General features: G+C 64.6%; 17 protein-coding genes. 8 read left to right on the forward strand and 9 right to left on the reverse strand.

All coding sequences use genetic code 11. From position 1 onward, the window contains the following. Positions 1–174 precede the first annotated feature (174 nt). From deoC to LB520_RS15160, 4 genes are all read left to right on the forward strand, one after another. A complete protein-coding gene (deoC, locus tag LB520_RS15145) occupies positions 175–1,221 on the forward strand; it encodes a deoxyribose-phosphate aldolase (protein ID WP_224638019.1) in 1,047 nt (348 codons plus the stop codon). 16 nt (positions 1,222–1,237) lie between these two features. After that, a complete protein-coding gene (locus tag LB520_RS15150; RefSeq protein WP_224638020.1) occupies positions 1,238–3,613 on the forward strand; it encodes an aldehyde dehydrogenase family protein in 2,376 nt (791 codons plus the stop codon). Between the two features lie 280 nt (positions 3,614–3,893). Continuing rightward, positions 3,894–4,625 carry an SDR family oxidoreductase gene (locus LB520_RS15155; protein ID WP_224638021.1) on the forward strand — a complete coding sequence of 244 codons (732 nt, stop codon included), beginning with the start codon at positions 3,894–3,896 and terminating at the stop codon, positions 4,623–4,625. Between the two features lie 174 nt (positions 4,626–4,799). Then, entirely contained in the window at positions 4,800–5,645 is an 846-nt protein-coding gene (locus LB520_RS15160; protein WP_224638022.1) for a fumarylacetoacetate hydrolase family protein, read from the forward strand. A 205-nt stretch (positions 5,646–5,850) separates the two neighbouring features. On the opposite strand, the gene LB520_RS15165 is transcribed toward LB520_RS15160, so the two are convergent. From LB520_RS15165 to LB520_RS15190, 6 genes are all read right to left on the reverse strand, one after another. Beyond that, complete coding sequence (locus LB520_RS15165; RefSeq protein WP_140686978.1) at positions 5,851–6,849, reverse strand: ABC transporter ATP-binding protein; 999 nt, start codon at positions 6,847–6,849, stop codon at positions 5,851–5,853. A gap of 15 nt (positions 6,850–6,864) precedes the next feature. Further along, complete coding sequence (locus LB520_RS15170; RefSeq protein ID WP_263483734.1) at positions 6,865–7,878, reverse strand: Gfo/Idh/MocA family protein; 1,014 nt, start codon at positions 7,876–7,878, stop codon at positions 6,865–6,867. Positions 7,879–8,008: 130 nt separating this feature from the next. Next, positions 8,009–8,848 carry a carbohydrate ABC transporter permease gene (locus tag LB520_RS15175; RefSeq protein WP_224638024.1) on the reverse strand — a complete coding sequence of 280 codons (840 nt, stop codon included), beginning with the start codon at positions 8,846–8,848 and terminating at the stop codon, positions 8,009–8,011. Positions 8,849–8,856: 8 nt separating this feature from the next. Beyond that, complete coding sequence (locus LB520_RS15180) at positions 8,857–9,786, reverse strand: carbohydrate ABC transporter permease (RefSeq protein ID WP_224638125.1); 930 nt, start codon at positions 9,784–9,786, stop codon at positions 8,857–8,859. A gap of 241 nt (positions 9,787–10,027) precedes the next feature. Next, complete coding sequence (locus LB520_RS15185; protein WP_095768147.1) at positions 10,028–11,287, reverse strand: ABC transporter substrate-binding protein; 1,260 nt, start codon at positions 11,285–11,287, stop codon at positions 10,028–10,030. 114 nt (positions 11,288–11,401) lie between these two features. Beyond that, positions 11,402–12,352 carry an N-acetylmuramic acid 6-phosphate etherase gene (locus LB520_RS15190; protein WP_224638025.1) on the reverse strand — a complete coding sequence of 317 codons (951 nt, stop codon included), beginning with the start codon at positions 12,350–12,352 and terminating at the stop codon, positions 11,402–11,404. A 200-nt stretch (positions 12,353–12,552) separates the two neighbouring features. Here LB520_RS15190 and LB520_RS15195 point away from each other — a divergent pair, with 200 nt between their 5' ends. Genes LB520_RS15195 through nagA form a run of 4 tightly spaced genes read left to right on the forward strand, consistent with a single transcriptional unit; the run spans position 12,553 to position 16,395 of the window. After that, positions 12,553–13,434, forward strand: a complete 882-nt coding sequence (locus tag LB520_RS15195; RefSeq protein WP_224638026.1) for a BadF/BadG/BcrA/BcrD ATPase family protein — start codon at positions 12,553–12,555, stop codon at positions 13,432–13,434. Further along, on the forward strand, positions 13,431–14,210 hold the full coding sequence (locus tag LB520_RS15200) for a GntR family transcriptional regulator (RefSeq protein WP_224531693.1): 780 nt from the start codon (positions 13,431–13,433) through the stop codon (positions 14,208–14,210). Before LB520_RS15195 ends, LB520_RS15200 begins: the two co-directional genes overlap by 4 nt. Then, positions 14,207–15,238, forward strand: coding sequence for an SIS domain-containing protein (locus LB520_RS15205; protein WP_224638027.1), 1,032 nt, complete (start codon positions 14,207–14,209; stop codon positions 15,236–15,238). Before LB520_RS15200 ends, LB520_RS15205 begins: the two co-directional genes overlap by 4 nt. Then, positions 15,235–16,395: an N-acetylglucosamine-6-phosphate deacetylase gene (gene nagA / locus LB520_RS15210; protein ID WP_224638028.1), complete on the forward strand. Its 1,161-nt coding sequence runs from the start codon at positions 15,235–15,237 to the stop codon at positions 16,393–16,395. Before LB520_RS15205 ends, nagA begins: the two co-directional genes overlap by 4 nt. Before the next feature lie 180 nt (positions 16,396–16,575). Here nagA and LB520_RS15215 read toward each other — a convergent pair whose 3' ends face one another. The 3 genes from LB520_RS15215 to rpe form a co-directional block, all read right to left on the reverse strand. Further along, positions 16,576–18,093 (reverse strand): malonate--CoA ligase, encoded by a 1,518-nt coding sequence (locus LB520_RS15215; protein ID WP_224638029.1) that lies wholly within the window; start codon positions 18,091–18,093, stop codon positions 16,576–16,578. Between the two features lie 108 nt (positions 18,094–18,201). Next, positions 18,202–18,939: a GntR family transcriptional regulator gene (locus tag LB520_RS15220; protein ID WP_224610136.1), complete on the reverse strand. Its 738-nt coding sequence runs from the start codon at positions 18,937–18,939 to the stop codon at positions 18,202–18,204. Between the two features lie 260 nt (positions 18,940–19,199). Beyond that, a complete protein-coding gene (gene rpe / locus LB520_RS15225) occupies positions 19,200–19,877 on the reverse strand; it encodes a ribulose-phosphate 3-epimerase (protein ID WP_224638030.1) in 678 nt (225 codons plus the stop codon). Between the last annotated feature and the right edge of the window lie 174 nt (positions 19,878–20,051).

A 20,051-nucleotide genomic window follows, 5' to 3' on the forward strand; every position in this document is an offset into this window, starting at 1 on the left:
CCAGCATGATGTTTTGACCATACGGTCAAAAATCTGCTGCCTGAGCGGGCTTTTTGCGCTATGACCCTTTGAAAGACTCGTGAAGCATCGCTTCACGGGCTATCTTCGTTCGTGCCACCCAATGACACCCACGAAGGCATAAAAGCGCAAAGGCGCTGAGTGAAAGGGCAGGAGATGAGCACGATCCGCGAGGCCGGCGCAGGCGCGCCCAAGGTGATGCCGCTGCCGGCGCGCGCCGCCGCCAACACGCCGCTGCCGCTGGAACACGGCATCGCCCGCAACCCCGGCATGAAGCTTGATCTCGGCTTTCTGGAATCGGTGCGCAGCGTCAACCGCTCGGCGCTGGAGCGTCGCGTCGCGACGCTCACCAAGCGGCGCTCGATCAAGGCCGACAACCAGGCCGCTTGGCTCCTGCGCGCCATCGCCTGCATGGACCTCACCACGCTGAACTCCAACGATACCGACGAGCGCGTGCGCCGGCTTTGCGCCAAGGCGATCAACCCACTGCGTCGCGATATCGTCGAGGGCCTCGGCATATCAGGCGAGGCGATCCGTCCGGCGGCGATCTGCGTCTACCATCCCTTCGTCGCCACCGCGGTCGACGCCGTGCGCGGCACCGGCATCCATGTCGCCGCCGTCTCGACTGCTTTCCCGCACGGCCTTGCGCCGCTCTCCACGCGCCTGCAGGAGATCGAAGCATCGGTGAAGGACGGCGCCGACGAGATCGACGTCGTCATTCCGCGCGGCCTGGTCTATGGCGCCAAATGGCGCGAGCTGTTCAACGAGATCGTCGCCATGCGCGCCGCCTGCGGCGATGCGCATCTCAAGGTCATTCTTGGCACCGGCGACCTCGCCACGCTGCGCAACGTCATGCTCGCCTCGATGGTTGCGATGACGGCGGGCGCCGATTTCATCAAGACCTCGACCGGCAAGGAGAGCGTCAACGCCACGCTTCCCGTCGGCCTTGCCATGGTGCGCGCCATCCGCGCCTATTTCGAGGAGACCGGCTATCTCATCGGCTTCAAGCCGGCCGGCGGCATTTCGACGGCAAAAGTCTCGCTCGACTGGCTGGTGCTGATGAAGGAGGAGCTCGGCCGTCCCTGGCTCGAGCCGGACCTGTTCCGCTTCGGCGCCTCCAGCCTACTCACCGACATCGAGCGCCAGCTCGAACATCATTTGACCGGCCACTATTCGGCCAACCATCGCCACGCAATGGCGTAGGCTACGAGTGCGCCCCATGAACATCCTCGAACGCTATCACGCCATGGAATACGGCCCGGCGCCGGAGGCCCGCAATGAGGCGGATGCCTGGCTCGCCGCACGCGATTTCTCCAAGGCGCTGTTCATCGACGGCGGCTGGAAGCCGGCGGCAAGCGGCAAGACTTTCGACACCAGCGAGCCGTCTTCCGGCAAGCTTCTGGCCAAGATCTCGGATGCCGGCGCCGCCGATATCGACGCGGCGGTCGCGGCGGCAGCAAAGGCGCTGCCAAAATGGTCGGCATCCTCGGGCTACGCCCGCGCGAAAGTGCTCTATGCCATCGGCCGCGCCATGCAGCGCCACCAGCGCCTGTTCGCGGTGCTGGAATCGATCGACAACGGCAAGCCGATCCGCGAAAGCCGCGACATCGACGTGCCGCTGGCGATCCGCCATTTCGTCCATCATGCCGGCTGGGCGCAGACGCTGGACAAGGATTTTCCCGACCACAAGCCGGTCGGCGTCGTCGGCCAGGTCATCCCGTGGAATTTCCCGCTGCTGATGCTGGCCTGGAAGATAGCGCCGGCTCTGGCCGCGGGCTGCACGGTGGTGCTGAAGCCGGCCGAATTCACGCCGCTCACCGCTATATTGTTCGCCGAGATCTGCGAGCGTGCCGGCGTGCCGAAGGGCGTCGTCAACATCGTCCAGGGCGGACCGGAGGCCGGTGCGGCCATCGTCAATCATCCCGGCATCCAGAAGATTGCCTTCACCGGCTCTTCGGAAGTCGGCAAGATCATCCGCAAGGCCACCGCCGGGTCGGGCAAGAAGCTTTCACTGGAGCTCGGCGGCAAGTCGGCCTTCATCGTCTTCGAGGATGCCGATCTCGACAGCGCCGTCGAAGGTCTGGTCGACGGCATCTGGTTCAACCAGGGCCAGGTCTGCTGCGCCGGCTCGCGTCTGCTGGTGCAGGAAGGCGTTGCGGAAGCCTTGATCGCCAAGATCAAGGTCAGGATGAGCCGGCTGCGCGTCGGCAGCCCGCTCGACAAAAACACCGATATCGGCCCGCTTGTCGACCGCACCCAGCTCGACCGCGTCAAGGGTCTCATTGCCGAGGGGGCGAAACAGGGCGCGGTCTGCTGGCAGCCGGACGCCGCTTTGCCATCCTCCGGCTATTATCACCTGCCGACGCTCGCGACGGGTGTGTCGCCGGCTAACATTCTGGCGCAGGAAGAGGTCTTTGGCCCTGTCCTGGCGACGATGAGCTTCCGCAACACCGAGGAGGCGATCGAGCTTGCCAACAACACGCGCTACGGCTTGGCCGCTTCGGTATGGAGCGAGAACATCAATCTGGCCCTGCATGTCGCGCCGCAACTGAAGGCGGGCGTGGTGTGGGTCAACGGCACCAACATGTTCGACGCCGCCTGCGGCTTCGGCGGCTATCGCGAAAGCGGTTTTGGCCGTGAAGGCGGCCGCGAAGGCATGTTCGAATATCTCGCCGCCAAGCTGCCGGTCGGCCCCGCCATCAAGCCGGCCTCGGCCGGCTCGGCCCAGCCGGTCGAGCAGGCCGACGGCTTGGCCATCGACCGCACGGCAAAACTGTTCATCGGCGGCAAGCAGGTGCGCCCGGATGGCAATTACTCGATCGCCATTGCCAGCGCCAAGGGCAAGCTGGCAGGCGAAGTCGGTCTCGGCAACCGCAAGGATATCCGCGACGCCGTCGCAGCCGCGCGTGGCTGCAAGGCCTGGCCGGAGGCGACGGCCTTCAACCGCAGCCAGGTGCTTTATTACTTCGCCGAGAACCTGTCGGGCCGCGCCGACGAGTTCGCCGCGCGCCTTGTCCAACTCACCGGCGTCGGCGCCAAGGCCGCGCGCGAAGAGGTCGAGCAGTCGATCGAGCGGTTGTTCCTTTATGCCGGCCTCACCGACAAGTTCGAAGGCCGCGTGCACCAGCCGCCGGCCCGTGTCGTGACACTTGCGCTGCATGAGCCCGTCGGCGTCGTCGGTATCGTCGCGCCGGACAACCAGCCGCTTTTGGGCTTCATCTCGCTGGTCGCGCCGGCGCTTGCCATGGGCAACACGGTTGTTGCCGTCCCGTCGGAGCGCCACCCGCTGCTGGCCACCGACCTCTACCAGGTGATCGAATATTCCGACATTCCGGCCGGCGCGATCAACATCGTCACCGGCCGCGGCGCCGAGCTTGCCGGCGTGCTGGCCAAGCATGACGACGTCGACGGGCTCTGGGTCTTCGCCGATGCCGACACCTGCGCCAAGGCGGAGGCCGACTCCATCGGCAACCTCAAGCGCGTCTGGACCGGCAATGGTCGTAGCCTCGACTGGGCCTCGGGGGAGGCGGCAGGCGAGGTCTTCCTGCGCCGCGCCATCGAGGTCAAGAATGTCTGGGTGCCTTACGGCGATTGATCGCTTACGAAGCGCGGCGTGCCCGAATGGTCCAGGACAGCGGAACTTGTTGCCCGGTTGTCGTACAAGTCCTTGCGCCGCGACAGACTATATGCATTAAAGCAGCTGCCGCGAAGGTGATGGCGTTCGGGCTTGACGCTTGTGCGGGTGTTCTTTAACCAGAAAAAACATCTTTATCTATGGGCAAGAACTTAGGCCGTACGGTGCTGACGGTCTGGCGCATGACGCCCGGACTGGCCATCAATAGACGCGGACGCACCAGGCAGGTGAGGAGAAAAGCATGGCGGATCTGGCAGGTAAGGTGGTCGTCGTCACCGCGGCGGCGCAAGGCATCGGCCGGGCGAGCGCGCTGGCTTTCGCCAAGACGGGCGCGACCGTTCACGCCACCGATATCAACGAGCCGCTGTTGGCCGAGCTGGGCAAGACGCCTGGCATCAAGATACGCAAGCTCGATGTGCTGAACGATGCGGCCGTCGCTACTGCCTTCGCCGAGATCGGCCAAGTCGACGTGCTGTTCAACTGCGCCGGTTTCGTCCATGGCGGCTCCATCCTCGAGATGAAGGACGAGGATCTCGACTTCGCGCTCGACCTCAATGTCCGTTCGATGATCCGCACCATCCGCGCCGTGCTGCCCGGCATGCTGGAGCGCGGCGACGGCTCGATCATCAACATGGCCTCGCTGGCAAGCTCGCAAAAGGGTGTGCCGAACCGCTTCGTCTACGGACTGACCAAAGCAGCCGTGGTCGGCCTGACCAAGGCGGTTGCCGCCGATTATGTCGCCAAGGGCATACGCTGCAACGCGATCTGCCCGGGCACGGTCGAAAGCCCGTCGCTTCAGGACCGCATGCATGCCCAGGGCGACTATGAGGCAGCGCGCGCGGCCTTCATCGCCCGCCAGCCCATGGGCAGGCTTGGCACGCCGGAGGAGATCGCCGATCTCGCCGTCTATCTTGCCGGCGCAACCTACACGTCGGGGCAGGCCTATAATATCGATGGCGGCTGGTCGATCTGACGAGAGGCTCGGATATCGGTGGGGCGGTCGGATCGAAACGTCTGAAAATCTCGACGATTTGGTCGGCATAGCAGCGAGGCTTGCTTGCCGTGGACGGGGTCGGCAACTACGGTCCGCTGGCTTCGATGGGAATTTGCAAAACCGGCCCTTGGCCGCAAGGTGGAGAACGTTGAGATGAAGTTGTTGCGCTATGGCGAAGCTGGCTGCGAAAAGCCCGGCCTGCTCGATGCGGATGGGACGATCCGCGACCTTTCGGCTCATGTCGCCGACATCGCCGGCACGGCGCTCCATCCGGCCTCGCTGGAGATGCTTTCGAAGCTCGATCCGAAGTCGCTGCCGGTGGTTCCCGGCAAGCCGCGCCTGGGCGCCTGCGTCGCCGGCACCGGCAAGTTCATCTGCATCGGCCTGAACTATTCCGATCACGCCGCCGAGACCGGCGCCACCGTGCCGCCGGAGCCGATCATCTTCATGAAGGCAAGCTCGGCGATCGTCGGGCCCGATGACGACGTGCTGATCCCGCGCGGCTCGGTCAAGACCGACTGGGAAGTCGAGCTCGGCGTGATCATCGGCAAGACAGCGAAGTATGTCTCGGAGGACGACGCGCTGGATTATGTTGCCGGCTATTGCGTCGCGCATGACGTCTCCGAGCGCGCCTTCCAGGCCGAGCGCCAGGGCCAGTGGACCAAGGGCAAGTCGTGCGACACCTTCGGCCCGACCGGCCCCTGGCTGGTCACCAAAGACGAGGTCGCCGACCCGCAGAACCTCAAGATGTGGCTGACCGTCAACGGCAAGACGATGCAGAACGGCTCGACCAGGACCATGGTCTTTGGCGTGAAATATCTGGTCGCCTATCTCAGCCAATTCATGTCGCTGCATCCCGGCGACATCATCTCCACCGGCACCCCGCCCGGCGTCGGCCTCGGCATGAAGCCGCCGGTGTTCCTGAAGCCCGGCGACGTCGTCGAGCTCGGCATCGAGGGATTGGGCCAGCAGAAGCAGACGTTCAAAGCGGACGAGTAAGGTGCGACGATCCCTTCTCCCCTTGTGGGAGAAGGTGGATCGGCGCGCAGCGCCGAGACGGATGAGGGGTGGTCCAGCCGAGTGCCGCCTTGAAGATTGAAGATATCCCACGCTTTATTCTGCCGCGACGAGATCCCTTCCAACACCCCTCATCCGGCCGCTTCGCGGCCACCTTCTCTCACAAGGGGAGAAGGGGAAGCCGGCGCTACCTCAGCACCTTCCCATCCGCTCCAAACCGATACGTCTTCGCCGCATCCGGGGTCGCGTAGAGGGTCGCGCCCGGCTCGGCATTGTAGACGCCGAAGATACGCACGGTGATCAGCCCGGCCTTCTCGCAGTCGAGATAGAGGTTGGTGTCGGCACCGAGATGCTCGGCATGCACGACCGTGCCTTTCCAGGCGCCCGACGTCGCGTCGACGGTGACGTGCTCCGGCCGCACGCCGATGGTCTTGGCCGTCTCGCCCAGCCTGGCGCCGTCGATGAAATTCATCTTCGGCGAGCCGATGAAGCCGGCAACGAATTCGTTGGCCGGCGAATTGTAGAGCTCCATCGGACTGCCGATCTGCTCGATGCGGCCGGCATTGAGCACCACGATCTTGTCGGCCAGCGTCATCGCTTCGACCTGGTCGTGGGTGACGTAGATCATCGTCGCCTTCAGCCGCCGGTGCAGCTGCGCGATCTCGAGCCTGGTGTTGACGCGCAACGCGGCATCGAGGTTGGACAATGGTTCGTCGAAGAGGAACAGCTTCGGTTCGCGCACCACGGCGCGGCCGATGGCGACGCGCTGGCGCTGGCCGCCCGACAGTTCCGCCGGGCGGCGCTCGAGATAGGGCTCCAGCGACAGCATCGCGGAGGCGATCTTGATGCGCCGCTCGATCTCGGCCGCCGGCGTGCCGGCCTGCTTCAGGCCAAGCGCCATATTGTTCTTCACCGTCAGATGCGGGTAGAGCGCGTAGGTCTGGAACACCATGGCGATGCCGCGTTTGGCCGGCGGCGTGACGGAAACGTCCGTGCCGTCGATCAGCACGCGGCCGGAGGTCGAATCTTCCAGGCCGGCGATGACGCGCAGCAGCGTCGATTTTCCGCAGCCGGACGGGCCGACGAAGACGACGAACTCGCCGTCCGTCACTTCGAGGTCGATGCCCTTCAGCACCTCGACCGGCCCGAAAGCCTTCTTCACATTCTCGATCTTCAGCGAGCCCACGGCGTCGTTCCTGTTCTAGAGTTTTACGGCGTTGCCGCTGCGCACGCTCTCGTCGGCGGCAAGGCAGACGGCGAGCGATTTCACGGCATCGTCCATGTGGCGGGTGAGGTCGATGTTTTCGCGGATGGCCTTGAGCAGGAAGGCCTGTTCGAGGTCGCAAAGCTCCTGGTGGCCCGGTTCGCCTTCCATCGACAGCAGTTGGTCCTCCCGGGCGAATTTGCCGTCCGGCCCAGTCGCCGCGCTATGCAGCCTAATCGTCGAGGTCTTGGTATGGGTGTCGATGTCGTCGGACCTGACGCCCTCCTTCATCACGATCGAGACGCAGCCCTTCGGCGACATGACGTCCTTCACGAAGAAGGCCGTTTCCGAGATCATCGGCCCCCAGCCGGCCTCGTACCAGCCGACCGAGCCGTCCTCGAACAGCACCTGCAAGTGCCCGTAATTGTACATCGAGGGCGCCACCTCGTCGCTCAGCCGCACCCCCATGCCGCGTACTTCGACGGGTCTCGAATCGGTGATCTGCAGCATCACGTCGAGATAATGCACGCCGCAATCGACGATCGGCGACGTCGTCTGCATCAGCTGCTTGTGCGTCTCCCAGGTGTGGCCGGAGGATTGCTGATTGAGGTTCATGCGGAAGACATATGGGCCGCCGAGCTTGCGCGCCTCGGCGATCAGCCGCACCCAGGACGGATGGTGACGCAGGATATAGCCGATTACCAGTTTCTTGCCGTTGGCCTTCGCGGCATCGACGACTCGCTTTGCGTCGGCAACCGTGGTCGCCAGCGGCTTCTCGACGAAGACATGGCAGCCGGCCTCTAGGGCCCGCACCGCATAGTCGGCATGGCTGTCGGAATAGGTGGCGACCGCCGCGACATCCGGCTTCTCGTCCCGCAGCGCGTCGTCAAAGGAGCGCCTTATGCCGTAGCCGGCGAGCCGGTCCGGCAGCGGCACGTCGGAACGGTTGACGAGTGCGGCGATCTCGAAGCCTGGGTTGCTGTGGTAGGCGAGCGCATGGCTGCGGCCCATATTGCCGAGGCCGGCGACGACTACCCGTAGAGGATTTGCGACACGAAGAGAGGTTTTATCGCTCACCTGACTGCTCCATTTTTTCCTGAGAGGGTGAAGCGCAGCCCTATCAAAAGTTGGCTATTGCGGCTCACTTCACCGCTCCCGACGTGATGCCGCGGATCAGCTGCCGCGAGAAGATGACATAGAGGATCAGCACCGGCAGGATCGCCAGCGACAGCGCCGCCAGGATCGCGTTCCAGTTGGTGACGAACTGACCGAGGAAGAGCTGCGCGCCGAGCGTCACCGTCTTGGTCTCCTCCGAAGGCGCCAGGATCAGCGGGAACCACAGATCGTTCCAGATCGGGATCATGGTGAAGACGGCGACGGTCGCCATGGACGGACGCACCAGCGGCAGCACCAGCCGGAAGAAGATCGTGTATTCCGACAGCCCGTCTATGCGGCCTGCATTCTTCAGGTCGCTGGACACCTGCTTCATGAATTCCGAAAGGATGAAGATCGCCAGCGGCAGGCCTTGCGCGGTATAGACCAGGATCAGCGCCGTCAGCGTGTTGACCAGTCCGGTCGCCACCATCAATTGCAGGATGGCGACGGTGCCGAGGCGGATCGGGATCATGATGCCGAGCGCGAGGTAGAGCCCCATCATCGTGTTGCCGCGGAAGCGGTATTCCGACAGCGCGAAGGCGGCCATCGCGCCGAACAGAAGCACGAAGAACAGCGAGGCGACGGTGACGACGAGGCTGTTCTGGAAATAGTGGATGAAGTCGCCCTGGCCGAACACGGTGGTGTAGCCGATCAGGTCGAAGGTCTTCGGTGTCGGCGGCGTCAGCGGCGCGCCGAAAATGCCCGCGCGCGACTTGAACGAATTCATCACCACCAGGATCACAGGAAATAGCGCGATCGCGGTGTAGGTCAAAAGGATCGCATGCGCGCCGACGGCGCGGGGAAGCGAACGGGTGGCTGTGCTCATGACGCGCCTCAGAACTGGTAGCGACGCAGGCGCGTCTGCACGAGGAACAGGTAGACGCAGACGCCGGCGAGGATGATCAGGAACATGATCGTGGCGATAGTCGCGCCCATGTTGGGATCGCCGACCTGCAGCTGGAAGCCGAAGAAGGCGCGGTAGAGGAAGGTGCCGAGGATGTCGGTCGAATAGTTCGGCCCGGCGAGCGCCCCTTGCGCCGTGTAGATCAGGTCGAAAGCATTGAAGTTGCCGACGAAAGTCAGGATCGAGATGATGCCGATCGAGGGCAGGATCAGCGGCAGCTTGATCTTCCAGAACTGCGCCATGCCGGTGACGCCGTCGCATTCGGCCGCCTCGATCACCTCGTCGGGGATCGACAGCAGTGCTGCATAGATCAGCATCATCGGGATGCCGACAAACTGCCAGACCGAGACCAGGCTGAGCGCGGTGAGCGCATATTGCTCCTTGCCGAGCCACGGCGTGAAAAAGCTCTTCAACCCGACGAAATCCATCAGATGCGGGGCCACGCCCCAGATCGGCGACAGGATCAGCTTCCATGCGAAACCGACGATGACGAAAGACAGGATCGTCGGCACGAAGATCGCCGTGCGGTAGAAGGCGGTGAAGCGCAGCCTGGGGCTGGAAAGAAGCGCCGCGAGCAGGATGCCGATCGGGTTCTGCACCAGCATGTGGATGATGAAGAACCAGACATTGTTCCTCAGCGCGTTCCAGAAATTCACCGACCAGTTCGGATCGCCGAACAGCGTGCGGAAATTGCCCAGTCCGACAAAGACCTGGGACTGTTCGATGTTGCGGAATAGCGAGAGCTGGAGGGTGCCGAACAGCGGCAGGATCATGAATGCGGTGTAGACCAGCACCGCCGGCGCCAGGAAGACGCCGACATGCCAGCGGATCGCTCTTTTCGGTCGCGTTTCTGCAGCCATGAGTTCGGTAGCCATGAGTTCGGTTCCCCGCCGTCTCTGGGTTCCAGGTCGGTTGATGCTAGCTGATGCCTCGATGCACGGCTTGGCTGTCCCCTTGAGGAGAAAGACAAGGCCAGCGACAGATCGGCTCCGTCTTCCCCGCACGGCGAGGGTAAGACCGGGAGGCTGCGCCGACAATCGCTATCGGGAACTGTTTGAATGCCGGCCGGGCCGAGCCCGGCCGGTATCGCAATCGATGCTCTTACTTCGCCGGCTTGTACCAGCTGTCGAGGCCGTCCTGCAGCTTCTTGGCCGCGGCTTCCGGCGTGTCGGTGCCGTTGATCACATTGGCCGATTCAACCCAGGTCTCGTTCTCGAGGTTCGGCGTGCCGCGCGACAGGATCTGGTAGGTCGAGCGGATCGTCGACTTGCACTTGCCGCGCCAGGAGACGAACTCCTGCGCCAGCGGGTCTTCCATCTTCACCGGCGAGGAGTTCAGGCTGAAGAAGCCGGGCAGCGCGTTGGCGTAGATGGTGGCGAAATCCGGCGAGGCGACCCAGGAGAGGAACTTCTTGGCCTCTTCCGCATGCTTCGATGCCGCATTCAGGCCCATGCCGATGTCGGTGTGGTCGGAGATGTAGCAGGTGTCGCCGGCCTTCTCGACTGGCGGCGGGAAGGCGCCCATCTTGAACTGCGCCTGGGTGTTGAACAGGCCGATTTCCCACGAGCCGGCCGGGTAGATGGCGGCGCGGCCGAGCGTGAACAGGTTCTGGCTGTCCGGATAGGTCTGCGCCTCGAAGCCGTCGCCGAGATACGGCTTCCACTTGGCCAATTCCTTGAAGGGCTCGACCCACTGCGGATCGGTGAGCTTCTGCTCGCCCTTGATCAGCGCCTGGCGGCCTTCCTCGCCCTTCCAGTAGTTCGGGCCGACATTCTGGTAGCCCATGGTCGCGGCTTCCCAGAGGTCCTTGGTGCCCATGGCCATCGGGATATAGGTGCCGTCCGCCTTGATCTTGTCGAGCGCGGCGAAGAACTCGTCGCGGGTCTGCGGCACTTTGATGCCGAGCTTGTCGAAGGCATCCTTGTTGTAGATGAAGCCGTGGATGACCGAGGCCATCGGCACGCAGAAGCTCGACTTGCCGTCGTCGGTCTGCCAGGCGGCCTTGGCGACGGGCGAGAAGTTCTCCATGCCAGGCAGCGAGCTCAGGTCGGCGAGGTTGCCCTTCTTGAACAGTTCCAACGACTTGTCGAAGGGGCGGCAGGTGATCAGGTCGCCCGCCGAGCCGGCGGCGAGCTTGGCGCCGAGGGCCGCGTCGTATTCGGTCGGCGCCGAAGGCGCGAACACCACCTTGATGCCGGGGTTCTTGGCTTCGAAAGCCGGGATCAGCTTGTCCTTCCAGATGGTCAGGTCGTCGCCGCGCCAGCTTTCGATGTTGAGCGTCACGTCCTCGGCCAGCGCCATCCCGGTCGTGCCGAGGATGCTTGTGCCGAGCAGAAGGGCCGTCAGTAGTTTGGTCTTCATCTTCAGTCTCCCTGTTGACCTTTTTCAGGTTCGGTTTTGAGAACAGAGGCTCAGCGCCCCTTGCTCCCCTCGCAAGCCCGTTTCACCCCGATGGAAATCGGGATGAAAAGGGCCCTACCTCTTTGTTAGGGCATGATCTTTTCCGAAAAGCGGGTTCCACTTTTCGGGATCATGCCCCAGCGCGGAAAGCGCCGGCCGAAGCTTCTGGCCGGTTCCTTCCAGTATCTTGTCGGCCGCGTCGGCGTTGGCGGCGCCCGCGGCGAGCAGAATGGCGGTTTTGACGACGCCGCCGCTCTCCTCGAGCAGGCGGGCGGCGTCTTCGCGGCTCTTGCCGCTGATGGCGGCGACCATGCGCACGGCGCGGTCGCGCAGCTTGATGTTGTCGGCGGTGAGATTGACCATATAGCCGTCATGGACATGGCCGAGATGGATGGCGGTGAGCGTCGAAAGCATGTTGAGCGCGATCTTCTGCGCGGTGCCCGCGCCCATACGCGTCGAGCCGGCGATCAGCTCAGGCGGCGTTTCGAGCAGGACGGCGACGTCGGCCTGCTCGAACAGGACGGCGCCCCGGTTGTTGGCAATCGCGATGGTGGCGGCGCCCCGGCGCCGCGCGTCCTGGAGCGCCTGGACCGCATAAGGGGTCGAGCCGCTGGCCGAGATGGCGATCAGGCAGTCGCCCTTGCCGATGGCGGCCGCGGCAACCGCTGCCGACGCTTCCCCGGTGTCGTCCTCCGGCCCGCCTGCCAGCGTGCGGAAGGCGTCGTCGCCGCCGGCGATGAGGATAGCGATGCGGTCGCGCGCAATGCCGAAGGTGCCGGGCAGTTCCAGCGCGTCGGCCACCGCCATCAGGCCGGAGCTGCCGGCCGCCGCATAGGCGAGCTTGCCGCCGCTCTTCAATTGCTTCGCGATGAGTTCGGCGGCAACGGCAATCGCCGGAATGGCGCCGTGCACGGCTTTGCCGGCCTCGATCTGGGCGTTGGCCAGGAACGCCAGAATGGTTTCGGGGGCCTGGATATCCAGCCCCTCGGCATTCTGGTGGAGCGCTTCGGTGCGCGTCTCGGCCATGCATTTTCCTCCGATTGAGCGAACAATACCAAAAAAATACCACTTGTCCACACGCATTAATGAATTTCAGGCGGCGGACCTCCCTTGTCGGCAAATTAACGTGATTTTTCAACAAAATGCGCCTTAATCTTTTTTGAACAGAAATTAACTCTTGGCTATTGGTATTTTATTGGTATTATCCGGCTCCGAGGAGAAATCGCGTGAAATTCGTGCTTGGCATCGATGGCGGCGGCACCAGCTGCAGGGCGGCCCTTGCGACCGTCGGCGGCGCCGTTGTCGGCCGCGCCAAGAGCGGCGCCGCCAACATCCGCACCGACCTCACTGGCGCCCGTGCCAACATTGTCGAAGCGGCCAGGCAGGCTTTTCTGGCCGCCGGGGCGGATCCGGAACTGATTCCCCAAACGCCGGCCATTCTCGGTCTCGCCGGCGCCAATGTCGGCACCTACCGGCAGCAGCTCGAGGCGATCCTGCCCTTCAGCCGGAGTCGTGTCGAAACCGACGCCGAGATCGCGCTAGAGGGCGCGGTCGGCTCCGGTGACGGCGCCATGGCCATTCTGGGCACCGGCACCGCCTATATGGCGCGTAAGGACGGCAAGTCGCGCGCCATCGGCGGCTGGGGTTTCCAGGTCGGCGACCAGGGCAGCGGCGCCCGCATCGGCCGCGACCTGCTGGAACAGACGCTGCTTGCCTATGACGGCATCCGTCCGGGCTCGCCCTTGACCGACGCCATGCTCGCTGTCTTCCGCAACAATCCCGAAGACGTGGTCGAATTCACCACCAACGCCAAGCCGGGCGATTTCGGCGGCTTCGCGCCAAAGGTCTTCGAGCATGCCGAGAAGGGCGATCTCGTCGCCAATTTTATCCTCGCCAAGGCGGTCGCCGATGTCGAGGCCTCACTCGACGCGCTCGATCTTGCCGACGATGCGCCGCTCTGCCTGCTCGGCGGCTTGGCGCCGCTTTATGCGTCGCGCCTTTCGGCACGCTATCGGGCGCTGCTCAAAGCCCCGCTCGACGATGCGCTGGGCGGCGCCGTGCAGATGGCCCTGCGCATCTTTGCCAAGGGTTCGGAGGCCGCCCGATGAGCGCCGCCGACCAGATCTTCTCCATGCTGAAAGAATCCTCGCAGAGCGGCGCGCCGCTCTATTTGCAGCTCAGGCGCAGCATCGAGGAAGCGGTCAATCGCGGCCTGATCGGTCCGGGCGACGCGTTGCCCTCCGAGCGCGACATCGCCAGCAAGGCCGACATCTCGCGCGTCACCGTGCGCAAGGCGGTGCAGGACCTGGTCAAGGGCGGCATCCTCGTCCAGCGCCACGGCTCGGGCACCTTCGTCGCGCCGCGCATGGAGCGCGTCGAGCAGTCGCTGTCGCGGCTCACCTCCTTCACCGAGGACATGGCGCGCCGCGGCATGAATGTGCGCTCGGTCTGGCTCGACCGCGGCCTCTATGCGCCGTCGCCGGACGAGATGATGGTGCTGGGCCTCTCCTCGACCGAACTGGTGGCGCGCGTCGCGCGCCTGCGCATCGCCAACGACACGCCGCTGGCGATCGAGCGCGCGGCGCTCTCGGCCAGCGTCCTGCCCGATCCCGAAGCGATCGGCTCCTCGCTCTATGCGGCGCTGGAAACGACCGGCAATCGCCCGGTACGTGCCGTGCAGCGCATCTCGGCCACCAATCTCGGCGATGCCGATGCGCGCCTCTTGGAAGTGCCGCCGGGGGTTGCCGGACTGCAGATCGAGCGCATTTCCTATCTGGCGAGCGGCAAGGTGATCGAGTTCACCCGCTCCGTCTACAGGGGCGACGCCTATGATTTCGTCGCGGAACTCCGGCTGACCGGGCCGGGAGAGGAGCTCCGGCCATGAATGCCAGCACCACCCATATGCGGCGCGAGATCGACGAGATCCCGGAAGCGGCCGCGCGCCTTCTCGACGGCTCGTCCGCCATGTTGGCTGAGGCTGGTCGCGGCCTTCGCGAGCGCGATCCGCATTTCGTCGTCACCGTGGCGCGCGGCTCGTCCGACCATGCCGCGACCTTCATGAAATATGCCGTCGAGCTGACGGCAGGCCTGGCAGTCGCCTCCGTTGGGCCGTCGATCGCGTCGATCTATGGCGCCAGGTTGAGGCTCCGAGGCTCGGCCTGCCTGGCGATCTCGCAGTCGGGCAAGAGCCCCGACATCGTTGCCATGGCCGAAACGGCAAGGGCCGGCGGCGCGCTCACCGTCGCCATCACCAACACGGCGGAGTCGCCGCTGGCGCGGGCCTCCGACTATGCCATCGATATCTTGGCCGGACCTGAGCGCAGCGTCGCGGCCACCAAGACCTTCGTCAATTCGGCCGTCGCCGGCCTTGCGCTGATGGCGCATGCCACCGATGACCAAGCATTGATCAAGGCGCTCGCCGGCCTTCCCGGCCATTTCGAGAAGGCGATCGCCTGCGACTGGATGGCGCTCGCCGGCGCTCTGGAGAACCCGCAATCGCTGTTCATCCTCGGCCGCGGCCCGTCCTTCGCGATCGCCAGCGAGGCGGCGCTGAAATTCAAGGAAACCTGCGCCATGCATGCCGAGGCCTACAGCGCCGCCGAGGTCATGCATGGGCCGCTGGCGCTGGTCGGTCCGGGTTTTCCGGTCCTGGCGCTTGCCGCCCGTGATGCGTCCGAACCCTCGGTCGCCGAGGCGGCCGACGGATTGACGGCCAAGGGCGCCGCCGCCTTCATCACATCCGACAAGGCGAAGGCCGCGCGGCTTCTTCCCCATGTCGCCACCGGCCACCCGCTGACCGATCCGCTGCCGCTAATCGTGTCCTTCTACGGCTTCGTCGAGGCCTTCGCGCGCCATCGCGGCCTCGACCCCGATGCGCCGCGCAACCTGCGCAAGGTGACGGAAACCGTATGAGCGACCGTTTCGCACTCACCGGCGCCCGCATCTTCGACGGCGCCGACTGGCATGACAACGCCTCCCTCGTCGTCAAGGGCGACGTCATCGAGGCCATCCTGCCCACCGGCGCCATTCCGTCCGGCGTTTCGACGGTCGAGACCGGCGGCGGCCTGCTTGTGCCCGGTTTCGTCGACATCCAGGTCAATGGCGGCGGTGGCGTCATGCTCAACGACCATCCCGATGTCGCCTCGATCACGACCATCTGCCGGGCGCACGCGCCCTTCGGCACCACCGCGCTGCTGGTGACGCTGATCACCGACACGCCGGCGATCACCGCCGCCGCCATCGCCGCCGGCGCCGAGGCCGCCCGGGAAAAGGCGCCGGGCTTCCTCGGGCTGCACCTGGAAGGACCGCATCTCTCGGTAGCCCGCAAGGGCGCGCACGATCCGGCCCTGATCCGGCCGATGACCGACGCCGACCAGGCGGCGCTGATCGCGGCGCGCAAACAGCTTCCCGTCCTGCTCACCACGATCGCGCCGGAATCGGTCGAGCCGGCCCGTGTCGCGGCGCTGGCCAAGGCCGGCGTCGTCGTCAGCCTCGGCCATAGCGATACCGACTACGCGACGGCAACCGCCTTCGCTGAAGCCGGCGCCACGGTGGTCACGCACCTGTTCAACGCCATGAGCCAGATCGGCAACCGCGAGCCGGGCCTGGCCGGTGCGGCGATCGACACCGGCGGCCTGTATGCTGGGATCATCGCCGACGGCATCCATGTCCATCCGGCGACGATGATGCTTGCGCTGCACGGCAAGCAGGGGCCTGGCAAGATCGTGCTGGTCACCGATGCCATGGCGACGATCGGCACCGACATGACATCGTTCACGCTCAACGGCCGCACCATCTACCGCAAGGACGGGAGCCTGCGGCTTGCCGACGGCACGCTGGCCGGCGCCGATCTCGACATGATTTCCGCCGTGCGCTACGTCCATCGCGTCGTCGGCCTGGAACTCGACGAGGCTCTGCGCATGGCCTCGCTCTATCCGGCCGAGGCGATCGGCCAGGCCCACCGCCTCGGCCGCTTCGCCAACGGGACAGCAGCCGACATTGTTGGGCTGTCGGAGGACCTGGATGTCAGCAACGTCTGGATCGGCGGCAGGAAGGTGTTTGGAACGTAGGCCTTCGCGGTTTCGTCATCCTCGGGCTTGACCCGAGGATCCATTCCGTGACCTCTGCCGCCGGGCGCAACGGTGCAGAATTCTGTAATCGTCGCAACACTTAGCATAACGGCATAGATCCTAGGGTCTGCGCGCGTCGCTTCGCTCCTTGCTTCGCCCTAGGATGACGACGCAGTGTTGTTAGCCGGCTGTATAGATATCCTTATACGCCTCGCGCAGCACGTTCTTCTGCACCTTGCCCATCGTGTTGCGCGGCAGTTCGTCGACGAAGATCACCTGCTTCGGATGCTTGTATTTCGCCAGCCGGCCGGCGATGGCGCTGGCAATGTCGGCGGCGCTGATCGCCGAGCCCGGCTTGCGCACCACGACCGCCGTGACGCCTTCGCCGAAATCCGGATGCGTGACCCCGATCACCGCGCTTTCGCTGACGCCGTCCAGCGCGTCGATCTCGCTCTCGATCTCCTTCGGATAGACATTGTAGCCGCCCGAGATGATCAGGTCCTTGCCGCGCCCGACGATGTGGACATAGCCGTCGGCATCGATCAGGCCGAGGTCGCCGGTGATGAAGAAGCCGTCATCGCGGAATTCGGCCTTGGTCTTGTCGGGCATGCGCCAATAGCCGGCAAAGACGTTCGGCCCCTTGACCTCGATCATGCCGATCTCGCCCTGGGCCAGCGGCTTGGCCGTCTCGGGATCGGTGATGCGCAGCGAGACTCCGGGCAAGGGGAAACCGACCGTGCCCGGGCGCCGCTCGCCGTCATAGGGGTTGGACGTGTTCATGTTGGTCTCGGTCATGCCGTAGCGCTCGAGGATGGCGTGGCCGGTGCGCTCGCGCCAGGCCTTGTGCGTCTCGGCGAGCAGCGGCGCCGAGCCGGAGATGAAGACGCGCATCGTCTTCGCCGCCTCGCGTGTCAGGCCGTCCTGCTGCAACAGCCGCACATAGAAGGTCGGCACGCCCATCAAAGCCGTCGCGCGCGGCATCAGCGACAGAATGCGCGCGGGATCGAATTTCTGCTCGAAGAACATTGTCGCGCCGGCCATCAAGACGACGTTGGTGGCGACGAACAGGCCGTGTGTGTGGAAGATAGGCAGCGCGTGGATCAGCACGTCGTCGGCGCCGAAGCGCCACTGCTCCACCAGCACGCGGGCATTCGAGGCGAGGTTCTCGTGGCTGAGCATCGCACCCTTGGAACGGCCGGTCGTGCCGGAGGTGTAGAGTATCGCGGCAAGATCGTTCGGCCCGCGCGCGACATCGCTGAAATCCGTCGCCTGTCGCGAAGCCTGGCTGGCCAGCGTTCCCTGTCCGTCGCGGCCGAGCGTCAGCACCGTGGCGCCGATCGCCGCGGCAAGCGGTTCGATGCCCGAAAGACGGTCCGGATCGCAGACGATCAGTTTCGGCCCGGCGTCACGGAAGAAATAGTCGAGCTCGGGCAGTGTATAGGCGGTGTTGAGCGGCAGGAAGACCGCGCCGGTGCGTAACGAGGCGAGATAGAGCAGCATCGCCTCCGGGCTCTTCTCGACCTGGACCGCGACCCGGTCGCCGGGCTCGACGCCGGCCTGCGCGAGGGCATGCGCCAGCTGCGCCGACTTCGCCAGCATGTCGCCATAGGTGATCGAACGGCCGTCATCCGTCTCCATCAGCAACCGGCCGGGCGCCGGCATGCGGGAACGGAAAGCGCTGAAGAGATGATTGGTCATGAGATGTCCTCAAGGCGGACGAAGGCCGAATGGCGCATGCCTTGCGCTCGCCTGAGCGAATACCAGATTTGGCGCCCGGAGCAAAAACTGCGTTGATTTTTCGATCCGCTATTTACGGCCGCGTTGGGACTTGCCGGCCCTCGGATCATAACCCTGGGCGAGGCGTTCCATGCACATCGCCGCGGTGAGGCGGTAGTGATTGAGAAGCGCCTCGACCGCGCCGTCGGCGTCGCCGTCCAGCGTGCGTTCGGCGATGATGCGGTGCTCGCCGAGATCGTCGCGGCCCGTGCTTGGCGCGTTTTGCGCGATCAGGCGGTAGCGCGAGGCCTGGTCGGAAAGCTGATCGCAAAAGCCGATCAGCCAGTGCGACCTGCAGGCCGCGATCAGGGCGCGATGAAAGGCGCGGTGCAGCTTTTCCCATTCCGGATTGTTGGTTGCCGGGTCATCCGGCAGGCGGCGCTCGGCGCGCGCCAGGCGGTGCAGGGCAAGCACCAGTTGCTCTTCCCATTCTGCGGTTCGGTGCGCAATGGATTCGCGCAGCGCCCGCTCCTCCAGCCAGCAGCGCGTACGCGTTAGCTCCTCCAGTTCCGCGGCGCTGACCGGCATCAGGAAGAAGCCGCGTTGGTCGTGACGGCCGAGCAGGCCCTCGGCGGCCAGGCGGTTGAGCGCCTCGCGCACCGGCGAGGCGCCGGCGCCATAGCGGGAAACGACCCACTCAACACGCAGTTTCGTCTCGGACTCCAGGGCTCCGCGCAACAGGTCATCGCGCAGTTGCTGGTAGACCGAACTGGCAAGCGTGCTTTTGGCTCCCTTGCTCTCGCCCGGCTCGGTGCTTCCGTTTGTCAATCGAACTCCTGTTGCTTTGCCCCTGGTTTGCCAGGGCCCCGCGGCGAAGCAATTCCCGTACATGTATCATACAGGCGGGCAATGAGGTGTCTCAAGCGGAAGATGACGATATTCGACTTTAAGACAAGCGGATCGTCTATTTATTGAACAAAGTAGATCTCAGGGAAAACTCGATGTTCCTGCGTCGCCTCATAGAATGAACAATCGTTCAATCCCTGTCGCGGTTGTACAACTCCCGCGAGGCTCGCACCGTTATATGTTTAACTGGCGGCCCTGTCGGCAGCCGTTCGAATTGCTTCGATATTTGCCCTATAGGCTTCGACGCTGCCGCCCTTGAAGACTGCGGCGCCCGCTACCAGCACATTGGCTCCGGCCGCGGTCACCAGCGGCGCCGTTTCGGCCGAAACACCGCCGTCGATCTCGATACGGATCGGCCGACCGCCGATCAGCGCCTTCACCCGTTTCACCTTGTCCACGATCGCCGGGATGAAGGCCTGCCCGCCGAAGCCCGGATTGACGGTCATGATCAGGATGAGGTCCAGCCGGTCGAGCACATACTCGATCGTCGTTTCCGGCGTTGCCGGGTTGAGCGAGACGCCTGCCTTCTTGCCGAGGTTCTTGATGGTCTGGAGCGAGCGGTCGAGATGTGGCCCGGCCTCGGCGTGCACCGTCATGCCGTCGCAGCCCGCTTCGGCGAAGGCCGCCAGGTAAGGATCGGCCGGCGCAATCATCAGATGGCAATCGAAGAAGGCCTTGGTGCGATTGCGGATCGCTTTGATCACCGGCGGGCCGAAGGTGATGTTGGGCACGAAATGACCATCCATCACGTCGAGATGGATCCAGTCGGCGCCGGCCGCCGCGACGGCCTCGACCTCGTCGCCGAGCTTCGAAAAATCCGACGCCAGCACCGATGGCGCGATCAGGGTCTTCTTGCTCATGGCGCAAATTCTCCCGGCGGTCCTGTGCGCGTGGTCGCGCGCCTGTCAGGGCGATTGCCTAGAGCAATTCCAGGAAAAGTGCGAGCGCTTTTCCGTCCGGAATTGCGTGAAAACAAAGAGATAGGGCGTTCACCGTTTTCGTGAAACGGTAAAACGCCCTGGACCATGATCCGG

This window comes from Mesorhizobium sp. CA12 (genome assembly GCF_020165255.1).
Classification (GTDB): domain Bacteria; phylum Pseudomonadota; class Alphaproteobacteria; order Rhizobiales; family Rhizobiaceae; genus Mesorhizobium.